Annotated in this window: 15 protein-coding genes and 2 pseudogenes; 4 read left to right on the forward strand and 13 right to left on the reverse strand. The window is 57.6% G+C overall.

Annotated elements, in window-relative coordinates; genetic code table 11:
- Positions 1-68 precede the first annotated feature (68 nt).
- The 5 genes from ACM6IR_RS06845 to ACM6IR_RS06865 form a co-directional block, all read right to left on the reverse strand.
- A complete protein-coding gene (locus ACM6IR_RS06845; protein WP_414906994.1) occupies positions 69-1,451 on the reverse strand; it encodes an LLM class flavin-dependent oxidoreductase in 1,383 nt (460 codons plus the stop codon).
- Between the two features lie 146 nt (positions 1,452-1,597).
- The gene (msrA, locus tag ACM6IR_RS06850) at positions 1,598-2,065 is read right to left on the reverse strand and encodes a peptide-methionine (S)-S-oxide reductase MsrA (protein WP_414906995.1); all 468 of its coding nucleotides are present in this window, start codon (positions 2,063-2,065) and stop codon (positions 1,598-1,600) included.
- Complete coding sequence (locus ACM6IR_RS06855) at positions 2,062-2,982, reverse strand: homocysteine S-methyltransferase family protein (protein ID WP_414906996.1); 921 nt, start codon at positions 2,980-2,982, stop codon at positions 2,062-2,064. Before ACM6IR_RS06855 ends, msrA begins: the two co-directional genes overlap by 4 nt.
- Entirely contained in the window at positions 2,979-4,028 is a 1,050-nt protein-coding gene (locus ACM6IR_RS06860) for a glycine betaine ABC transporter substrate-binding protein (protein WP_414906997.1), read from the reverse strand. The genes ACM6IR_RS06855 and ACM6IR_RS06860 overlap by 4 nt, the downstream gene beginning before the upstream one ends.
- A 15-nt stretch (positions 4,029-4,043) precedes the next feature.
- Complete coding sequence (locus ACM6IR_RS06865) at positions 4,044-6,104, reverse strand: ATP-binding cassette domain-containing protein (protein WP_414907298.1); 2,061 nt, start codon at positions 6,102-6,104, stop codon at positions 4,044-4,046.
- Positions 6,105-6,355: 251 nt separating this feature from the next.
- Between ACM6IR_RS06865 and ACM6IR_RS06870 the strand changes: the two are divergent.
- Positions 6,356-6,550 (forward strand): annotated as a pseudogene (locus ACM6IR_RS06870) (XRE family transcriptional regulator); the annotation flags it as partial.
- Positions 6,551-6,559: 9 nt separating this feature from the next.
- Here the strand turns inward: ACM6IR_RS06870 and ACM6IR_RS06875 are convergent.
- The 4 genes from ACM6IR_RS06875 to ACM6IR_RS06890 are packed head-to-tail and all read right to left on the reverse strand — an operon-like array spanning position 6,560 to position 10,087.
- Positions 6,560-7,231: a methionine ABC transporter permease gene (locus ACM6IR_RS06875; protein WP_414906998.1), complete on the reverse strand. Its 672-nt coding sequence runs from the start codon at positions 7,229-7,231 to the stop codon at positions 6,560-6,562.
- 26 nt (positions 7,232-7,257) lie between these two features.
- On the reverse strand, positions 7,258-8,208 hold the full coding sequence (locus ACM6IR_RS06880; RefSeq protein ID WP_414906999.1) for a methionine ABC transporter ATP-binding protein: 951 nt from the start codon (positions 8,206-8,208) through the stop codon (positions 7,258-7,260).
- Entirely contained in the window at positions 8,205-9,029 is an 825-nt protein-coding gene (locus tag ACM6IR_RS06885; RefSeq protein WP_414907000.1) for a MetQ/NlpA family ABC transporter substrate-binding protein, read from the reverse strand. The genes ACM6IR_RS06880 and ACM6IR_RS06885 overlap by 4 nt, the downstream gene beginning before the upstream one ends.
- Positions 9,030-9,049: 20 nt before the next feature.
- Positions 9,050-10,087 (reverse strand): isopenicillin N synthase family dioxygenase, encoded by a 1,038-nt coding sequence (locus tag ACM6IR_RS06890; RefSeq protein ID WP_414907001.1) that lies wholly within the window; start codon positions 10,085-10,087, stop codon positions 9,050-9,052.
- Between the two features lie 392 nt (positions 10,088-10,479).
- Here ACM6IR_RS06890 and ACM6IR_RS06895 point away from each other — a divergent pair, with 392 nt between their 5' ends.
- The gene (locus ACM6IR_RS06895) at positions 10,480-11,214 is read left to right on the forward strand and encodes an SDR family NAD(P)-dependent oxidoreductase (protein WP_414907002.1); all 735 of its coding nucleotides are present in this window, start codon (positions 10,480-10,482) and stop codon (positions 11,212-11,214) included.
- A 28-nt stretch (positions 11,215-11,242) separates the two neighbouring features.
- Positions 11,243-11,413 (forward strand): hypothetical protein, encoded by a 171-nt coding sequence (locus ACM6IR_RS06900; protein ID WP_414907003.1) that lies wholly within the window; start codon positions 11,243-11,245, stop codon positions 11,411-11,413.
- A 164-nt stretch (positions 11,414-11,577) separates the two neighbouring features.
- Here ACM6IR_RS06900 and ACM6IR_RS06905 read toward each other — a convergent pair whose 3' ends face one another.
- Together ACM6IR_RS06905 and ACM6IR_RS06910 are read right to left on the reverse strand one after the other, a co-directional pair.
- Entirely contained in the window at positions 11,578-11,856 is a 279-nt protein-coding gene (locus tag ACM6IR_RS06905; protein WP_223531551.1) for a hypothetical protein, read from the reverse strand.
- A gap of 475 nt (positions 11,857-12,331) precedes the next feature.
- Positions 12,332-12,631 carry a hypothetical protein gene (locus ACM6IR_RS06910; protein ID WP_414907004.1) on the reverse strand — a complete coding sequence of 100 codons (300 nt, stop codon included), beginning with the start codon at positions 12,629-12,631 and terminating at the stop codon, positions 12,332-12,334.
- A 51-nt stretch (positions 12,632-12,682) separates the two neighbouring features.
- Here ACM6IR_RS06910 and ACM6IR_RS06915 point away from each other — a divergent pair.
- Positions 12,683-12,868, forward strand: a pseudogene (locus tag ACM6IR_RS06915) (Lrp/AsnC family transcriptional regulator); the annotation flags it as partial.
- A 215-nt stretch (positions 12,869-13,083) separates the two neighbouring features.
- On the opposite strand, the gene ACM6IR_RS06920 reads toward ACM6IR_RS06915, so the two are convergent.
- Together ACM6IR_RS06920 and ACM6IR_RS06925 are read right to left on the reverse strand one after the other, a co-directional pair.
- Positions 13,084-13,569, reverse strand: coding sequence for an ester cyclase (locus tag ACM6IR_RS06920; RefSeq protein ID WP_414907005.1), 486 nt, complete (start codon positions 13,567-13,569; stop codon positions 13,084-13,086).
- A gap of 66 nt (positions 13,570-13,635) precedes the next feature.
- Complete coding sequence (locus ACM6IR_RS06925; protein ID WP_414907006.1) at positions 13,636-15,114, reverse strand: APC family permease; 1,479 nt, start codon at positions 15,112-15,114, stop codon at positions 13,636-13,638.
- Positions 15,115-15,146: the final 32 nt, after the last annotated feature.

The following is a 15,146-nucleotide window of genomic DNA, read 5'->3' on the forward strand; positions in this document are numbered from 1 at the left end:
TGCACGGAGATCAATTATGCCTTCCCGACTGGATGGTCATCGGACCCATAAGCCGTAGTTCTGCCGCCCTAGAGGTCACTGTCGAAACGGAACGACGCGCCATAAGCTGACGCTGGCAAATGGCTCGAACCGTCACCCCGTAACCGCGAGCGAAAGGTACCGCTTTGCGGTTGGGTGCGGTATAGGCCACGTTTTTGCAGTTCAGGGATGACCAACTCGACGAAGTCTTCAAGACTGCCGGGGCTGATCAACGGATTGAGCATGTAGCCGCTGGTGCCTGAAATGCGTGCGTGCTCTTCGATGCGCTCGGCCACCTGTTGCGGTGTACCTACAAGGATCAGATCGCTCCCTCGGGTAACGTTGGCAAAGCGCTGTTTGACGTCGCCCGCGGTCAACGGTTTGCCACTGCCATCGGGACGCATCACATAGGAAGTCATGCCTTCCGTGTGGGTTGAAAGCGCGTCGCTGTCGGCGTAGCGGCTGATATCGATGCCGGTGTCGCCGGCGTAGCTCACCAATTGCGCCTGCAAGTGGTAGTTGCTTTGCAGCTCATCATATTTGCGCTGAGCTTCGATCTCGGTCTTGGCCGTGACGATACGCAGCACCGTTAAAGACTTCACATCCTCGGGCTGACGGCCACGAGCCTGAGCCTGGGCCCAGATTTCTTCCAGCCCCTGACGAATTTCCAGTGGGTTGTATTTGGCGATGAAGATAAGTTCAGCGTGCTTGGCCGCGAACTCCCGGCCACGCCCTGACCAGCCGGCCTGGATCAGTAAAGGTGTGCGCTGGGGCGACGGTGAGGTCAAGTGCGGCCCGGCCACCCGGTAATGCTCACCCACGTGGTTGATTGGCCGCACACGATCACCCCTCGCGTAGAGCTGGCGAGCCTTGTCCGCGACCACGGCGTCGCCGGCCCAACTGCCTTCCCAGAGTTTGTAGACCACATCGAGGAACTCTTCAGCGCGCTCGTAGCGATCATCGTGCTTGATCATCTGTTCCAGGCCGAAGTTGCGGGCGGCACTGGACAGGTATGAGGTGACGATATTCCAGCCCACCCGGCCATTGGTGAGGTGATCCAGCGTGCTGAAGCGTCGGGCATGGGTAAAAGGATGTTCGTAGCTGGTGGTCACGGTTACGCCAAAGGCCAGGTTTTCCGTCACGGCCGCCAATGCAGGAATGATCATAAGCGGATCATTGGCGGGTGCTTCCACGGCCCATTTCATCGCCGCATCGGCGCTGCCGCCAAATACGTCGTAGAAACCCAGGACATCACCAAAAAAAAGCATGTCGAGATGAGCCTGGTCGGCAATGCGCGCCAGATTTGACCAATAGCCCAGAGAATTGATGGCCAGTCGTTCGTCAGCCGGGTGCGTCCAAAGGCTTGGCGCACCGCCACAGCCCACACTGGCTTGCTCATAGAGGGCAAACAAAAGAGGTTTTGGATCGGACATCGTGGTTCCTGTAAATAAAGTCATTAAACGGGGTGGATCACCGCTGAGGGCAAAGCCCCTTGTTCGAAAAAACTGACGGAAAAAAAACGCCACAGAATCGAGTCAGTGGCGCTTGTATTGTTCAACCCGAAAACGCTGTTACCTGTTCAAAGAGAGCAGGCACTGCCACCGTGCTTTTCAAGGTATCGCTGCTGAGTTTCATCCGCCCTTTGGAATTCACCCAAGGGAAGAATGACCGTCGCCACCGGTCTTTTCAGCTGACCGGAAGCGTCCAGCCGCTGTTTGGCGACCAGCGCCAACTGGGCCTGTTGAGCGGAGCTGAAAAACAATGCTGAACGGTATTTCTCCCCGACATCCGCGCCCTGGCGGTCGATGGACGTCGGATCATGCAGCGTCCAGAAGTGCTCGATCAGGCGGCTATAAGTAATCACCCGCGCATCGAAGTCGACCTGCACCACTTCGATCAGTGTCGCCTCCCCTCTGGCCGACAGTGCAAAACCGACCCTACTGTCGAGTACGCCCGGCAACTCCCTGAATGACGCTTCTGCGCCCCAAAAACAGCCGGCGCCAAACGTTGCCTGCTCAACCTGGGCTTCTCGCTGAAAATCAGTCATGCGCTGACAACCTCTTTGTAGGGCAGCAGATGCAGGTGCAACTGCGCAATATGTTCAGGACCGATGCCACAACATCCGCCGACGATGCTGGCGCCGGCGGCAACCCACGACCTCGACCAGTAAAGGTAGGACTCGGGGCCCAGATCGCGACGAATCTCCAACAACGTGCTATTGGCCTCGGCCTGTGCGCTGACGGGCGGGAAGGCGTTGGCGTAAACCCCCAGTTCAATGGCTTGGCCGAGGCTCTGGATAACATCCCGGGCCTCGGCCAATGCCGCTGCCATCACTTCCGGCTGGCTGCAATTGAAGAGCACCACTGTCGCGCCCAACTCCGCCGCCACGCGCACCGCATCGGCGACGGGCTCGGATGAACGCAATCGCGACGCCTGCCCAACTTCATCCAGAAGCGTAAACGACAGCCAAAGCGGCTTGGGTTGTGCACCCAGCGCCTCGGCTACCGCCCGAACTTCAGCGATGGAACTCTGGGTTTCCGCCAACCAGACATCGACGTGGGCCTGCAGTCCGGCGATCAGTTCCCGATGAATCGCCACCGAGCGTTGATGATCAAACAGGTCCGGTCGATATGACCCCAGAGCCGGAGGCAAAGAACCCGCCACCGTGACCGGCTCAGTGCTCTCGGACGCCGCCTGGTGCGCGAGCCGCCCAGCGCGCTCGGCCAGCGTTCGCCCCAGTTTGGCAAAGCGCTCATCACCAATGTGAAAAGGCACCACCGCGTAGCTGTTGGTCGTGACGATCCGCGCGCCAGCAGCAACGAACGCTTTATGCGCCTGAAGCACAAACTCAGGCGCCTCGATCAGCGCAAGCGCTGACCATTCCGGCTGACGAAACGGTGCGCCTATACGCTGCAACTCGCGCCCCATACCGCCATCGAGCAAACGCAAGGAAGCCTGACTCATTGGGCCGAACTCACTTTTGGCGCCGACGCTGTCAGCCATTGATCAACCGTGGCGCTGTTCGCCTGTACCCATGCTTTGGCCGCGACGTCCGTCGGCTGTTTTTCCTTTTCGATCTTCAGGATCAGCTCATTGAGTTGCGCCGGATCGATAGCGACATTGCGCAAGAACTCGGCAATTTTCGGTGCGCGTTTCTGCAAGGCAGCGGAGGCCAGGACATGAACCTTGGCATCCGGGAAGGCGCAGGTAATCTGGCTCTTGTTCAGCCAGTCCGGGTCGACCGTCGGGCTGATGAATTTCCAGCAGCCATCGGCCTTATACAGCGGGTCATCCTTTTTGTTGTCCTGGGCGTAGCCGTCGAATGCCGGCTCTTCCAGGCGGCGCAAGTCGAAGGCCGAGAAGATCCAGTCCGGGGTGTAGGCATAGAACACCACGCCACGTTGCGCCTTGTAAGCCGAGGCCAGTTTGGCGTAGGTCACCGAGGCTTCCGTGGACACCGACTCGAACTTATCGGCAAACCCGTAATCCTTGGCCTTGATCTGGCCGATGTAAGTCGACTCCCAGCCCGCTGGTCCCACCAGCAACTCAGCCTTGCCGCCGCCCAGAGGTTCGAAGAGCTTGGCCACTTCCGGTTTTTTCAGGTCATAGATGGATTTGACCCCGTACTTGTCCTGCAAATAGCCGGGGATGTAAAACCCTTGTTCGCCCGCATACGGATGCGTGTTCGGCACCAATGACCGGGTGCCGCCAGTGACGTACTTGGCCCAAGCGGCCGATTGATTGGGCAACCAGATGTCGGTCAGCACATCTACTGAGCCATCGCCTTTCGCCGCGGCACTGAACAGTACCGGGACATCCCCTGCCAGATACGACACATCGCCATCCAGGCGACTTTTGATCACTTCGCCGAGGATGTGCTGGATGGCGATAGCCCCCGTCCAGTTCTGCTCGCCAATGACTATTTTGTCCTTGGCCCAGACAGTGGCGGGAAGGATCAGGGAGGTCAGCAGTGCGGCGGCGCCCAGGGTGCGCAATACGTGTGTCTTCACAATAAGTCTCACTGTTCAGTTGTGCAGATGATCTTGCTTGCGCAAGCTCGATTGAATGATTCGATCAGGGATGAGCGCACACAGGACGATCGTCACACCGGCCAGAACACCCTCACCCCCCTTGATGTTGCGCAACGCCGTCATGACGTCATAACCCAGGCCGCCAGCACCGATCAGGGCGGCCACGACGACCATCGACAGGCTCATGACGATGGTTTGATTGATTCCCAGCAACAGCGAGCGGCGAGCCAGGGGCAGTTGCACCTTGATCAGGGTTTGCCAAGGGCTGGCCCCGTGGGCGACCGCCGCTTCGACGGCATCCTTCGGGACTTCCTGGATACCCAGCGACGTCAGGCGAATCATCGGCGCCAGGGCGAAGATCACGGTCGCGATCACCGCGGGAGTCTTGCCGACAGAGAAGAACGCCACCGCAGGAATCAGGTACACGAACGTCGGCAGGGTTTGCATGACATCCAGCAAGGGTGTGATAAGGCGCCGTACGAGCGGGCGCTTCGCCAACAGAATGCCGGCAGGTACACCGATGGCCAGGGCAATCAATACCGACGAGCCGACCAGCGCCAGCGTGGCAATAGTCCTCTCCCAAAAGCCGAACAGGCCGATGTACAACAAGGCTGCGCTACTGGTCAGCGCCAGCGTCAGGCCCGCCGAACGCCACGCCAGCAACACCAGCGCCAACGCCGAAACCGGCCATGGCAACCAGCCCAGCAGGTTTTCGATGCCTTCGATGACAGTGCGAACGGCTACGATCACGCCGACGAAAGCGCTCTCGAACGTGACCTGCGACCAGCCGATGAATTCATCAATGCTCTGCGCCGCCAGCAGCAGCGCCTGGCGATTGGCCGGGAACTGCAGCAGCACGTGAGTGGTGTCAGGCGTAACCACGCGCCAGATCACCAACGCCTGACTGACCAACAGCACCGCCAAAGGCAGCCCCCACCCCGATACGTTGCGCCGCACAGGCTGGCGGCTCAACGAGAACACTGTGAAGCGACTGGCCGCGAACACAATCACAGCCGCCAGAATCGCCAACCATGACGAATTGGCAATGCCTTGGCCCACTGCCGCCAGCGCTGCGAGCTCAGCAGCGAACCCGAGCCAGAAGAAACCGCCCTTGCCTCGCGCGGCCAGCGCTGCAGGCCCCAGCAACAGTGCTTGCCACCCGCGCAAGCCGGGGTGGGCGGGTTGCTCGCGCGGAGCCGTTTCGGGAGCCTGGAAGTGACCGCTGTCGACGCTGCGCAGTGGTGCTGGGGTTGGGGTGCAATCCCGGAAAAAGTCGGCAACTTCGGCGTCAACCGGATGTTCAAGCAACTGTTTGGGTGTGCCCAACTGCACCAGGCGGCCGCGGCGCAGCACGGCGATACGGTCAGCAAGACGTATTGCCTCCGTCGGGTCGTGTGTAACCAGCAATGTGCTGATACCGCGCTCACGCACCAAGGCCAGAAAATGGCTTTGCAGATCGCGCCTGATGGTCGGATCCAGCGCACTGAACGGCTCGTCCATCAGCAGGATGTCCGGATCAGTCACCAATGCCCGTGCCAGGCCGACTCGTTGCTGCATGCCGCCAGACAGTTCATGGGGATAATGCTCGCCCCAACCTTCCAGGCCTACCGCCTGCAACTGCAGGATTGCCGCCGCATGACGAATCGACTCGGATTCGCCACGCAGCTCGAGGGGCAACGCGACGTTGTCCAGCACCGTGCGATGAGGCAACAGGCCAAAATGTTGGAACACCATCCCGATGCGTCGCGATCTCAGATCGCGCAAGGCCGTGTGACTCAAACCGCTGATGGCCTGCCCTTCGATCAAGACCTCGCCACTCGTGGGTTCGATCAAGCGATTGATATGCCGCAGCAACGTGGATTTGCCGCTTCCGGATGTCCCCATCAGGCACAGAACTTCCCCGCGACGCACCTTCAAGCTGACATTGCTGACGGCCGGCAGCACCGACGAACCTTTGCGCAGATAGGCTTTGGTGACGTCACGCAGCTCAAGCACAATGTCGCTCTCATTTGTGTGATCGCTGGAGGTTTGCGCAAGCCGTTGAGAGGAGTCGATCCGGGCAGTCGGCAAAGAGGTTTGAATAAGTGTCACAGGAGCTCCGGGCAAACGACCCCTGGATGCGGGCAACGCGCTCGCCCCAGAGTAGGAAAATTGGCTGGGCCTCAGGCCATGACCCGAATACGGTTAGCCTGAAGCAAAAAAAGCGCCGCGCGTGGACCGCAGCACTTCCTTGAGACATAAAGCTAATCGATCTTAAAAAACAGATATAAATATCTTTTTGGAATTAGCTTAGGCCTTCTTTTCCGAAGGTATCGGTGGCGGCGTTTCTCGAATATCGGGCCTTTGAAGGCGTGGCCGCGCTGTCGGCGAGCCCGAGCAAAAGCCTGGTCAGCGCCAACGGTGCGTTTATCACCCGCGCGCAGTTCCCCTTCGACGGGGCGCACCAATCGGAACGCTATGAACTACGCCTGAGCGCGATGGGTGAGGATCAGTCCGAAGGAAAAACCATATCAACGTCGATGGGCCAAGGAACGTACCAGCCGATCGCCCAGGCTTTGCACGCTCTGGACCAGAATCACCAGCACCACCACCGTGGCGACCATCACTTGGTTGTTGAAACGCTGATAGCCATAGCGAATCGCCAAGTCCCCCAGCCCGCCGCCCCCAATGACGCCAGCCATGGAGGAAAATCCGATCAGCATCACCAAGGTCAACGTGATGCCCGCCAGCAACGCCGGCAGCGCTTCGGGCAGCAGCACCTTGAAAATCACATGCCAGATATCACCGCCCATAGCGAGAATGGCTTCGATCCGGCCCTTGTCGACTTCGTCCAAGGCGTTCTCGACAATTCGGGCAAAGAACGGAAAGGCACCGATGGTGATAGGCACCACGGCGGCGGTGCTGCCAAGGGTCGTGCCGACCACCAGCCGGGTCAGCGGAATCAGGGCAATCAGCATCACCACGAATGGCAGCGAGCGGCCAAGATTGACCAACCCACCCAGGCCTTTGTTGAGCCGGGGCATCGGACACAAACCACCGCTGCGACTGATGAACAGCAACACACCCAGTGGCAAGCCGATCAGCAGGGTAAAGACCCCCGCCAGCACAACCATATACAGGGTTTCACCGGTGGCATTGAGCACCAGTTGAAAGATCTCGTTCCAGTCGATCACACGGTTCATGAGCACTCCACCCTGACGCCACGCTGTTAGAGAAACGCCACCACCCGCGTCAATTTCTGCTCATCGCCAGACTGCCGAAAAGCCACGCGCAAACGCCCGACCCGGCGCCCACCGATGGACTCGACCCCACTGGCCAGCAAGTTCACCTCCACGCCCTGCTGCACCACCAATTCGTTGAGCACCGGAGTAGCCAGAAGGTTGCCGAAAAAGCTCAGCTCCAACGTCCGGGTATCGTTGCCCAAAGGCATGCTGTAACCGGGTAGCAGCGAACGGCCAAGGCTCGAATCCGGATTGGCCAACAACTGCGCAATCGGCCCCGCCTCGACCAAGCGTCCATGGGCCAGTGACGCGGCGTGATCACAAATGGACTTGACCACGTCCAGCTCATGGGTGATCAGCACGATGGTCAGTCCCAACTGGCGATTGATGTCGCGCAGTAGTTCAAGAATCGAGTGGGTGGTTTCAGGATCGAGGGCACTGGTGGCTTCGTCCGACAGCAGATAAGCCGGTCGCGCCGCCAATGCCCGAGCAATGCCCACCCGTTGTTTCTGCCCGCCGGAGAGTTGAGAGGGAAACGCCTGAGCCTTATCGCTCAGGCCTACCAGATCCAGCAGTTCTCGTACCCGTGAATGACGTTGCGTTTTAGTGACACGCGCTATCTCCAGCGGCACGGCGATGTTGTCGAAGACGTTGCGAGAGTGCAGTAAGTTGAAGCCCTGAAAGATCATGCCGATACGTTGGCGTTGCTGGCGCAGCTCGATGTCGGACAAGGCCGTGAAGTCCTTGCCATCGAGCAGAATGCGCCCCGAGCTGGGGCGCTCGAGCAGATTGAGGCAACGCAGCAGCGTCGATTTACCCGCACCGCTGCGCCCCAGAATCCCATAGATCGCGCCATCGGGAATACTCAGGGACACCTGATCCAATGCAGGTGTCTGCCCTGGGGCGTAGGTTTTACTCAACTGCTCGACGATGATCATGGCTTGCTGGTCGCAGCAGTCACCGGGATCACCGGGATTACCGAGCCCGAGAAGTTATCGGTGATGAACTTGGCCACTTCAGGTGACGTCAGGTCTTTGGCCAGTTGCTTGATCCGTGGATCGTCCTGCAATTTTGGCGTGGTCACCAGGATGTTCGCGTAGGGGTTGTGCTCGGCCTTCTCCAGGCCCAACGCATCCTTGGCCGGGACCAGACCGGCTTCCAGCGCGTAGTTGCCATTTATCACCGCAAGGTCCACGTCATCCAGGGAGCGAGGAATCTGTGGCGACTCGATTTCGAGGATCTTCAGCTGTTTCGGATTCTCAGCGATGTCCTTCGGTGTTGCCTGATCGGTCGCCGGGTCGTTGAAACCGGCTTTGAGTTTGATCAAGCCGTTGTCCTGCAACAGGTACAGGGCGCGACTCAGGTTAGTGACGTTGTTGGGAACGGCCACCGTGCCTTTTTGCGGCACCTGGGCGAAGGTCTTGTGCCGGTGGGAGTAGATCCCCAGCGGCTCGATATGTACCGTTGCCGCCACTGCAAGTTTTTCTCCGAGGGCTTGTTCCTGAGACTTCAGATACGGCAAGTGCTGGAAGTAATTGGCATCGACATCGCCGTGTACCAGCAGCTCATTGGAGTTCACGCCGTTGGGGATCTCAATGACTTTGAGGTTCAGATGTGGGTCGAGCTTCTGCACGTACGCCAGAATCTGCGCATGGGGTACAGGGTCTGCTGCCACGCGCAACGGCTCCAGGGCCAGTGCATTGAAAGAAGCCACCAGAGCGCCCAGCACGGCCAGGGTCAATCCTGTTTTTTTCAACATGTTCGTAGTCCTTGATGGGTTCAGGCGCTCAGCGCCTTGGGGATCAGTGCATCGGCGTAAAAACGTTGGGCTACATCGGGATGGGAACGCAGGCGACCTTTGAGGTAGTTCCAGCCCACGTCACGAAACAACGGATTGTCCGGATCACTGGCCGGGCCCCGCGCTTCCCGCAGCAGCGCCGTGGGCAAGGGATACAGCGGCACCACCGCGTCCAGTTGCGCGCCGAGGAAAAACGCAATCGACAGGCGTTCGCTGCCCTTGGGCGGCGACAGCACTCGATGCACCGTGGCGCGCAGATAACCGTTGGTGGCCAGCTCCAGCAATTCGCCGATGTTCACCACCAGGGTGTTGTCCCGAGGCAGCGCATCGATCCAGCGCCCCTCCTCGATCTCGACTTGCAAACCGGCCTGCTGGTCTTGCAGCAGGAAGCTCAAGAACCCCGAATCCTTGTGTGCACCGACGCCTTGATTACTGGTATCGGGTGCCTGCCCCGGATAACGCATCAATTTGATGTGCTCATTGGGCTTGTCGCCGTACAACTGATCGAAAGCCTCCTGCGGCAGTGACAGCGCTTGAGCGAAGGCACGCAGCAGACGCAGCGACATACGGGTCATGGCTTGCTGCCAATCCAGCAGCAAAGGCTTGAGCTGCGGCAGCGCGGCCGGCCATTGATTGGGGCCTTGCAGACGCGCCCAGTACGGGCTGTGCTCATCCTGCGGCAAGACATCCCGCTCGGCCCCCAGATCGAACTGTTCGCGCAGGTCAGGTTTGCCGCGAGTGATCTCCGAAGCGGCACGGTTGTAGCCGCGAAAATGCGGCGAGTTGATCATGCCGACGGTTGCTTTTTCGCTGTCCGGCAAGGCAAAGAATTGGCGGGCGTGGTCCTGCGCCTGCTTCAATAAACCGCTGTCGATGCCGTGGCCGGTCAGGTAAAAAAAACCCACATCCCGTGCGGCGTGACGCAACGCGTCAAGAAACCCCTGACGCTGTGCCGCCGTGCCCTCGAGCAGTGACAGGTCCAGGGTCGGCAAGGTCGTGATGTCCTGTGTGTGCGCCATGTTTCACTCCATGTGTCTTAACTGAATCTGTAAGCTTTGTTTGAAGCTAAACGATCTTAAAAACCAGCAATAAATATCTTTTTCGCATTAGTTTAGGTTCGCCTCAAGCGAGCAGCGAGGCTGTGCTTTTGACTGGATAGGTATTGAGGGGCAGTCACGAATGTTGTTCGTGAACCCTTCTGTCATCGCTGGGCCGCAAACTAATCTGCGAACTTCGAGTTGTTCATGAACATAACCCCCATGAACTTATGGAGCGCACCATCCCATGTGAATCGGTACTTACACGGTCATCACAATAATTAATCCGATCTATCGTTAGCGTCCAAAATTCTAATCCGCGATGTAAATAGGAAGTTACAGTAAGTGCCCTCTCGCCCTTTAAGGATCGCGCCATGTCATCAACCGCAGAAGTTGTCTGGATAAACGGGGTCGGTGCTGTCGAAGGATTAGGCGCGGCGCTGGCACGACGGTTCGCCAAAGGTGGATATAAGGTCGCCGTGAGCGGTCGCAGCCCCGACAAGCTCAAGGTCGTCGTCGAGAGCATCCAGGCACAGGACGGCGATGCGGTGGCGTTGCCGGTGGACGCAGGCAGCGAAGCTGACATCCTGGCTGCGATTAACGCTGTCAGGGAGCTTGGTCAACTGCGGGTGGCGATCTTCAATGTGGGTAACTCGGTCTCATCCCCCAGCCTTGAACTCAGCGCCGACCTGTTCGAGCAAACCTGGCGAGCATCGACCCTGGGCGGGTTCTTATTCGCCAGAGAATCGACCCGTGCGATGCTTGAAAGCGGTGGCGGTACGTTGCTGTTCACTGGGGCTACGGCCTCTTTGCGGGGCAAGCCACCGTTCGCGGCGTTTGCGGCGGCGAAGGCCGGGCTGCGCTCGTTGAGTCAGTCCTTCGCCCGTGAGTTCGGTCCGCAAAATGTTCACGTCGCGCACGTGGTGATCGATGGCAGCATCAACGGCGAACGCGTACGCAGCCATGCTCCGCAGCGCCTTGAGCAGTTAGGCGCTGAGGGCGCATTACAGCTTGAGGATATCGCCGAAGCGTATTGGTATCTGCATTCACAACCGCGCAGCGCGTGGACTCAGGAACTGGATTTGCGGCCATTCAAGGAATCATTCTGAAACGCTCGTATCGACTCGAGGAATTTTTATGGGGACCCATCAGCAAGATATCTCACCTGTATCCGTGGTCGGCGAACTCAACTACCTGCTGGCGAGCTGGTGTCCGGGCTTGCTCGACGCTGACTTGAACACCTCCCTGACTCGGGTCCTGCGCGAGCGCTTTTCGCGGGTGCAATCGCGCTGCGAGCTGGAAAGCTAGGTTTGTGGGACAAGGCCTGTGATGTAGCCAGCTTGCTGGGTGAGCACGATATTTTGCGCGGAGCAGGTGCGGACGTCAAAGCCCGCCCTACAGCGGGATAGTGGGGTATTACCGGTCAGATAAAGCTTTGTTTCAGTGATGCTTGACTGTGGCAAGGCTGATATTCAGTTCTTTTGTGTAGTAACGATCTGTTTTGCTGCGCCTCTATCACTGCGCCTATCACTTGATAGTCGATCACGCTCGTGCTTTTGGTGGAGGGCGAGATACTCGTCCACATCTTCCTGCGTGCGATGCTCCTGCCCCAAAAGCGACTCACTCAAGCAATTGAACCGCATTGACTCCTCGAACGTTAGGCCAGCAAATACTTCGTTGCCCTGAAGGTCCGTGCTAAGGGCTCGTATTTTTTTGAGGTATGCGCGCTGCATGTCCGTAAGTACAAGCATTTAGACCTCCTGTTAATTGGCACTGCAAAGGTGTGCCGCAATGCACAGGGCCGAATAGATTTTTGGCAATAAATATCATCCAGTTGCCCCCTAGTGATAATTCCAGCTGAGTGCAGAGCTGAACACGTATTCCAGCCGGTCAAATTAAAGTGATCGCTGGTAGCGCGGGGCGCAGTTCTTATTGTTCAACGCCAGATCATGGGCTGTCGTCATTCAAACTCGGCCATGAATGCAAATGTATCAAATTGAAGCTGGCAAGATCAGCATGGCCGACGCTATTGCCTCCAGGCTAAGCCTGGCCGGACACTTATAACCCAAGAACATTGAACGAGCTAAATATCAGGATCGACTAATGGACTAAAGACGAAATACGATGCCTTGAACGTGCCCGCAAATCAGAGACCCAACGCGCCTCAGATGTAATCTCTTTAAACATACGCAGCTACGCGAACACCGCCGAGCGCTTACCCCGCCCTTAAAATGTAGCCATCGCCTGTGTATTCACCAAAGTCGACGAACGCAGCTTAGCCACAAACGGACTGGGGGATTGCGCTCCTAGATTGCCGTGAATCAAGGCTCCGAGAACGGCAATGGCACATCGGTGCCGCGGCGCACCGCAAACACGTTCAGGGTCATTGCCACCAATGCGTAGTAACCCAACACCCCCGATCAACTCGACGACCGCTGCCTCGTTAAAGGTTTCGATGGCTTGCGCGTACAGCGCATCATTCACACGACGATCCTGATACAGCGCTTTGACGACGCGGTAGACCACACGTTCGTCTTCCCGCTCAAAATCAGGCTCGGCCTGCTGTCGTAGTGCTTCAACGCCCGCGAAAGTGTTGCCCTACTCGCTCGAAAGCTTGGTATAGCTAGGACAACCGTGACCTCAAGAATAGCCCAATTGGAGAAAACGAAAGTAATTACGGGGTACGGTGTACGCCTAGGCCAGCAGCTGATAGACGGTGGTATCCAGGCTTATGTAGGTATAACCGTACAATCGCGCGCAGGTGGAAATGAACATCTTCGCCAACAGGAATAAGCAGATCGTGCCGGATACTCTTTGAATCATCAGATGAACATGGTCAACCCCCCCACTCATCGTACATCTGGTATAAATCGCGCCACTAAATGTAAGTATGGATCGCTATTATCGACAGCACTCTGCACAGGGTGACCTCACTGCGTAGGCAGGCCTCCCCTGATACTGCAAACTGTAATAACCCGTTACCAGCCCAGTTGCTTGTTAAAACCGAGGGCGTCGTAGTAGTCATGCTGCGTGAGAATTTTGCCGTTCTTGAGATGTATGAAACTAACACCCTTAAAGCTGAGGGGGCGCTGAGTGGCTGGGGTCTCCGCACTCCAGGGGCCGGTATTGGTGCCATTGAACTCCCATTCAAAGGCAATGTTCTCGCCATTGACAATCGGCTCGCCGAACATTTTCCATTGCAGATCCGGCACCGCCTGCATGAACACCTGAATTACCTGGGACTTGGCGTTTTCGCGGCCAACTTGAGGGGTGCCTACCGAGGCGTCGAGAAACTCAACGTTATCAGAAAAGTACTCGGCCGCCGCATCCGCATTGTGGGCATTCCAAGCCTTCATATAGTCATGGGTCACGCCGAGGGTATCGTTTTGGCCTGCCGCAAAACTTGCATGACTGGCCAGAACCAGAAACAGCCCGAACAGTAGTGAGTGGATTCGAGACGTCATAGCCTTCAACCTTATTGTCAGAAGATCGGTTTGCCTGCCGCGCTTAGCGGCAGGCATTGATGTCAATTAACGGTTTTTCCAGGCATCCGAAGCTGGGGCTTTGCCCTTTTCATAGGGACGAAACAGGGTCATGTATAGGACACCGACAAGGATGACGATGGCACCGACAAGTGCGATGCCGTAGTTCACATACCAAGGCGCATCTGGGGTACGCGGCCAGGACATATTGATGATTGCGAACATGCCGTAGCAGAGGGCAGCAATGTTCACGATCCAACCCCAACGTCCCATGGTGAACTGGCCCTTGGGTTTCCACCCACGGATACGGGCGTACAGCGCACCGCCAACAATCATCTGGAACGCCAGGTAGATACCGATGGCGGCAAAGCTCACCACCAGAGCAATAGCGTTCTGAAGGTAGAAGCCCACACACACAATGATCGCCGGCAGCACGCCACACACCACCAGAGCTGCGGTCGGGACGTGTGTCGTAGGCGAGAGTTTTTTCAGCACATTACTGCCCATGAGCATTTCGTCTCGAGCATAGGCATAGAGCAGACGACTGGCGGATGCCTGCAAACTCAGCACGCAGGAAACGAACGAAACCGTAATGACCGCCATGACGACCCGAGAGCCCACAGGACCGAACGCGCTGCCGAATATGGTCGACATCGGGTCTTTGTCTTGCCCGGAAATGACCGCAGCCATATCTGGAACTGCAAGGATCAACGCCAGGGCCGCAAAGATCGAGGCGGCGCCGCCGATCCAGATAGTCATCCGCATCGCCTTTGGAACTTGGCGGCTAGGATTTGGGGTTTCCTCGGCAACATCGCCACAAGCTTCAAAGCCGTAGTAGAGAAACATCCCCGCCAATGAGGCTGTGAGAAACGCAGGCCAATAGGCCCCATCAATGGAAATATCAAAAGTATTGAACAATACGCTCAAAGGCTGGTGGCGCTCGAAGATCAGCAGGTATCCACCGATCAACAAAGCCCCGACTAGTTCGCAGAGAAAACCGAACATCGCCACCCGCGCCAACAGCTTGGTACCACTGAGATTCAAGACCGTCGCCGTCGCCGTCAAAAATAGCGCGACCAACGTGTTAGTTACCGGCGACGACTCGAAACCTAGAAGGTTTGCGATGTAGGGGCCAGCCCCCAGCGCGACGGCGGCAATGGTGACACATAGGGAGATGGCATAAATCCACCCGACCATCCATGCCCACTTCTTGCCAACCAGACGTCGGGCCCAAGGATAGACGCCACCGGAAATCGGGTATTGAGATACAACTTCGCAAAAAATCAGACACACCAGCATCTGGCCGAACCCCACCAGCAGGTAGGACCAGAACATTGGTGGCCCGCCGGCGGCCAAGCACAGGCCGAACAAGGTGTAGACCCCTACCACCGGGGACAGATAGGTGAACCCAAGGGCAAAGTTCTGCCACAGACTCATACTACGTTCGAAATTCGAGGTGTACCCAAGAGCACGGAGTTGCTCCGCATCCTGGTCCACAGCCACATTAGGACTTATTGAGCTGTTCATTCCAACATCCTTCAAAAAGGAATTTGTTTTAG

The sequence above is a fragment of the Pseudomonas sp. IT-P253 genome (genome assembly GCF_949768125.1).
Lineage (GTDB): Bacteria > Pseudomonadota > Gammaproteobacteria > Pseudomonadales > Pseudomonadaceae > Aquipseudomonas.

What these genes read in the sequence shown, in the direction of transcription:
- ACM6IR_RS06880 (WP_414906999.1), bottom strand. Translation starts at nt 8,208, where the DNA reads ATGATCATCGTCGAGCAGTTGAGTAAAACCTACGCCCCAGGGCAGACA.
- ACM6IR_RS06885 (WP_414907000.1), bottom strand. Translation starts at nt 9,029, where the DNA reads ATGTTGAAAAAAACAGGATTGACCCTGGCCGTGCTGGGCGCTCTGGTG.
- ACM6IR_RS06890 (WP_414907001.1), bottom strand. Translation starts at nt 10,087, where the DNA reads ATGGCGCACACACAGGACATCACGACCTTGCCGACCCTGGACCTGTCA.
- ACM6IR_RS06875 (WP_414906998.1), bottom strand. Translation starts at nt 7,231, where the DNA reads ATGAACCGTGTGATCGACTGGAACGAGATCTTTCAACTGGTGCTCAAT.
- ACM6IR_RS06895 (WP_414907002.1), top strand. Translation starts at nt 10,480, where the DNA reads ATGTCATCAACCGCAGAAGTTGTCTGGATAAACGGGGTCGGTGCTGTC.
- ACM6IR_RS06920 (WP_414907005.1), bottom strand. Translation starts at nt 13,569, where the DNA reads ATGACGTCTCGAATCCACTCACTACTGTTCGGGCTGTTTCTGGTTCTG.
- ACM6IR_RS06855 (WP_414906996.1), bottom strand. Translation starts at nt 2,982, where the DNA reads ATGAGTCAGGCTTCCTTGCGTTTGCTCGATGGCGGTATGGGGCGCGAG.
- ACM6IR_RS06900 (WP_414907003.1), top strand. Translation starts at nt 11,243, where the DNA reads ATGGGGACCCATCAGCAAGATATCTCACCTGTATCCGTGGTCGGCGAA.
- ACM6IR_RS06905 (WP_223531551.1), bottom strand. Translation starts at nt 11,856, where the DNA reads ATGCTTGTACTTACGGACATGCAGCGCGCATACCTCAAAAAAATACGA.
- ACM6IR_RS06845 (WP_414906994.1), bottom strand. Translation starts at nt 1,451, where the DNA reads ATGTCCGATCCAAAACCTCTTTTGTTTGCCCTCTATGAGCAAGCCAGT.
- ACM6IR_RS06925 (WP_414907006.1), bottom strand. Translation starts at nt 15,114, where the DNA reads ATGAACAGCTCAATAAGTCCTAATGTGGCTGTGGACCAGGATGCGGAG.
- msrA (WP_414906995.1), bottom strand. Translation starts at nt 2,065, where the DNA reads ATGACTGATTTTCAGCGAGAAGCCCAGGTTGAGCAGGCAACGTTTGGC.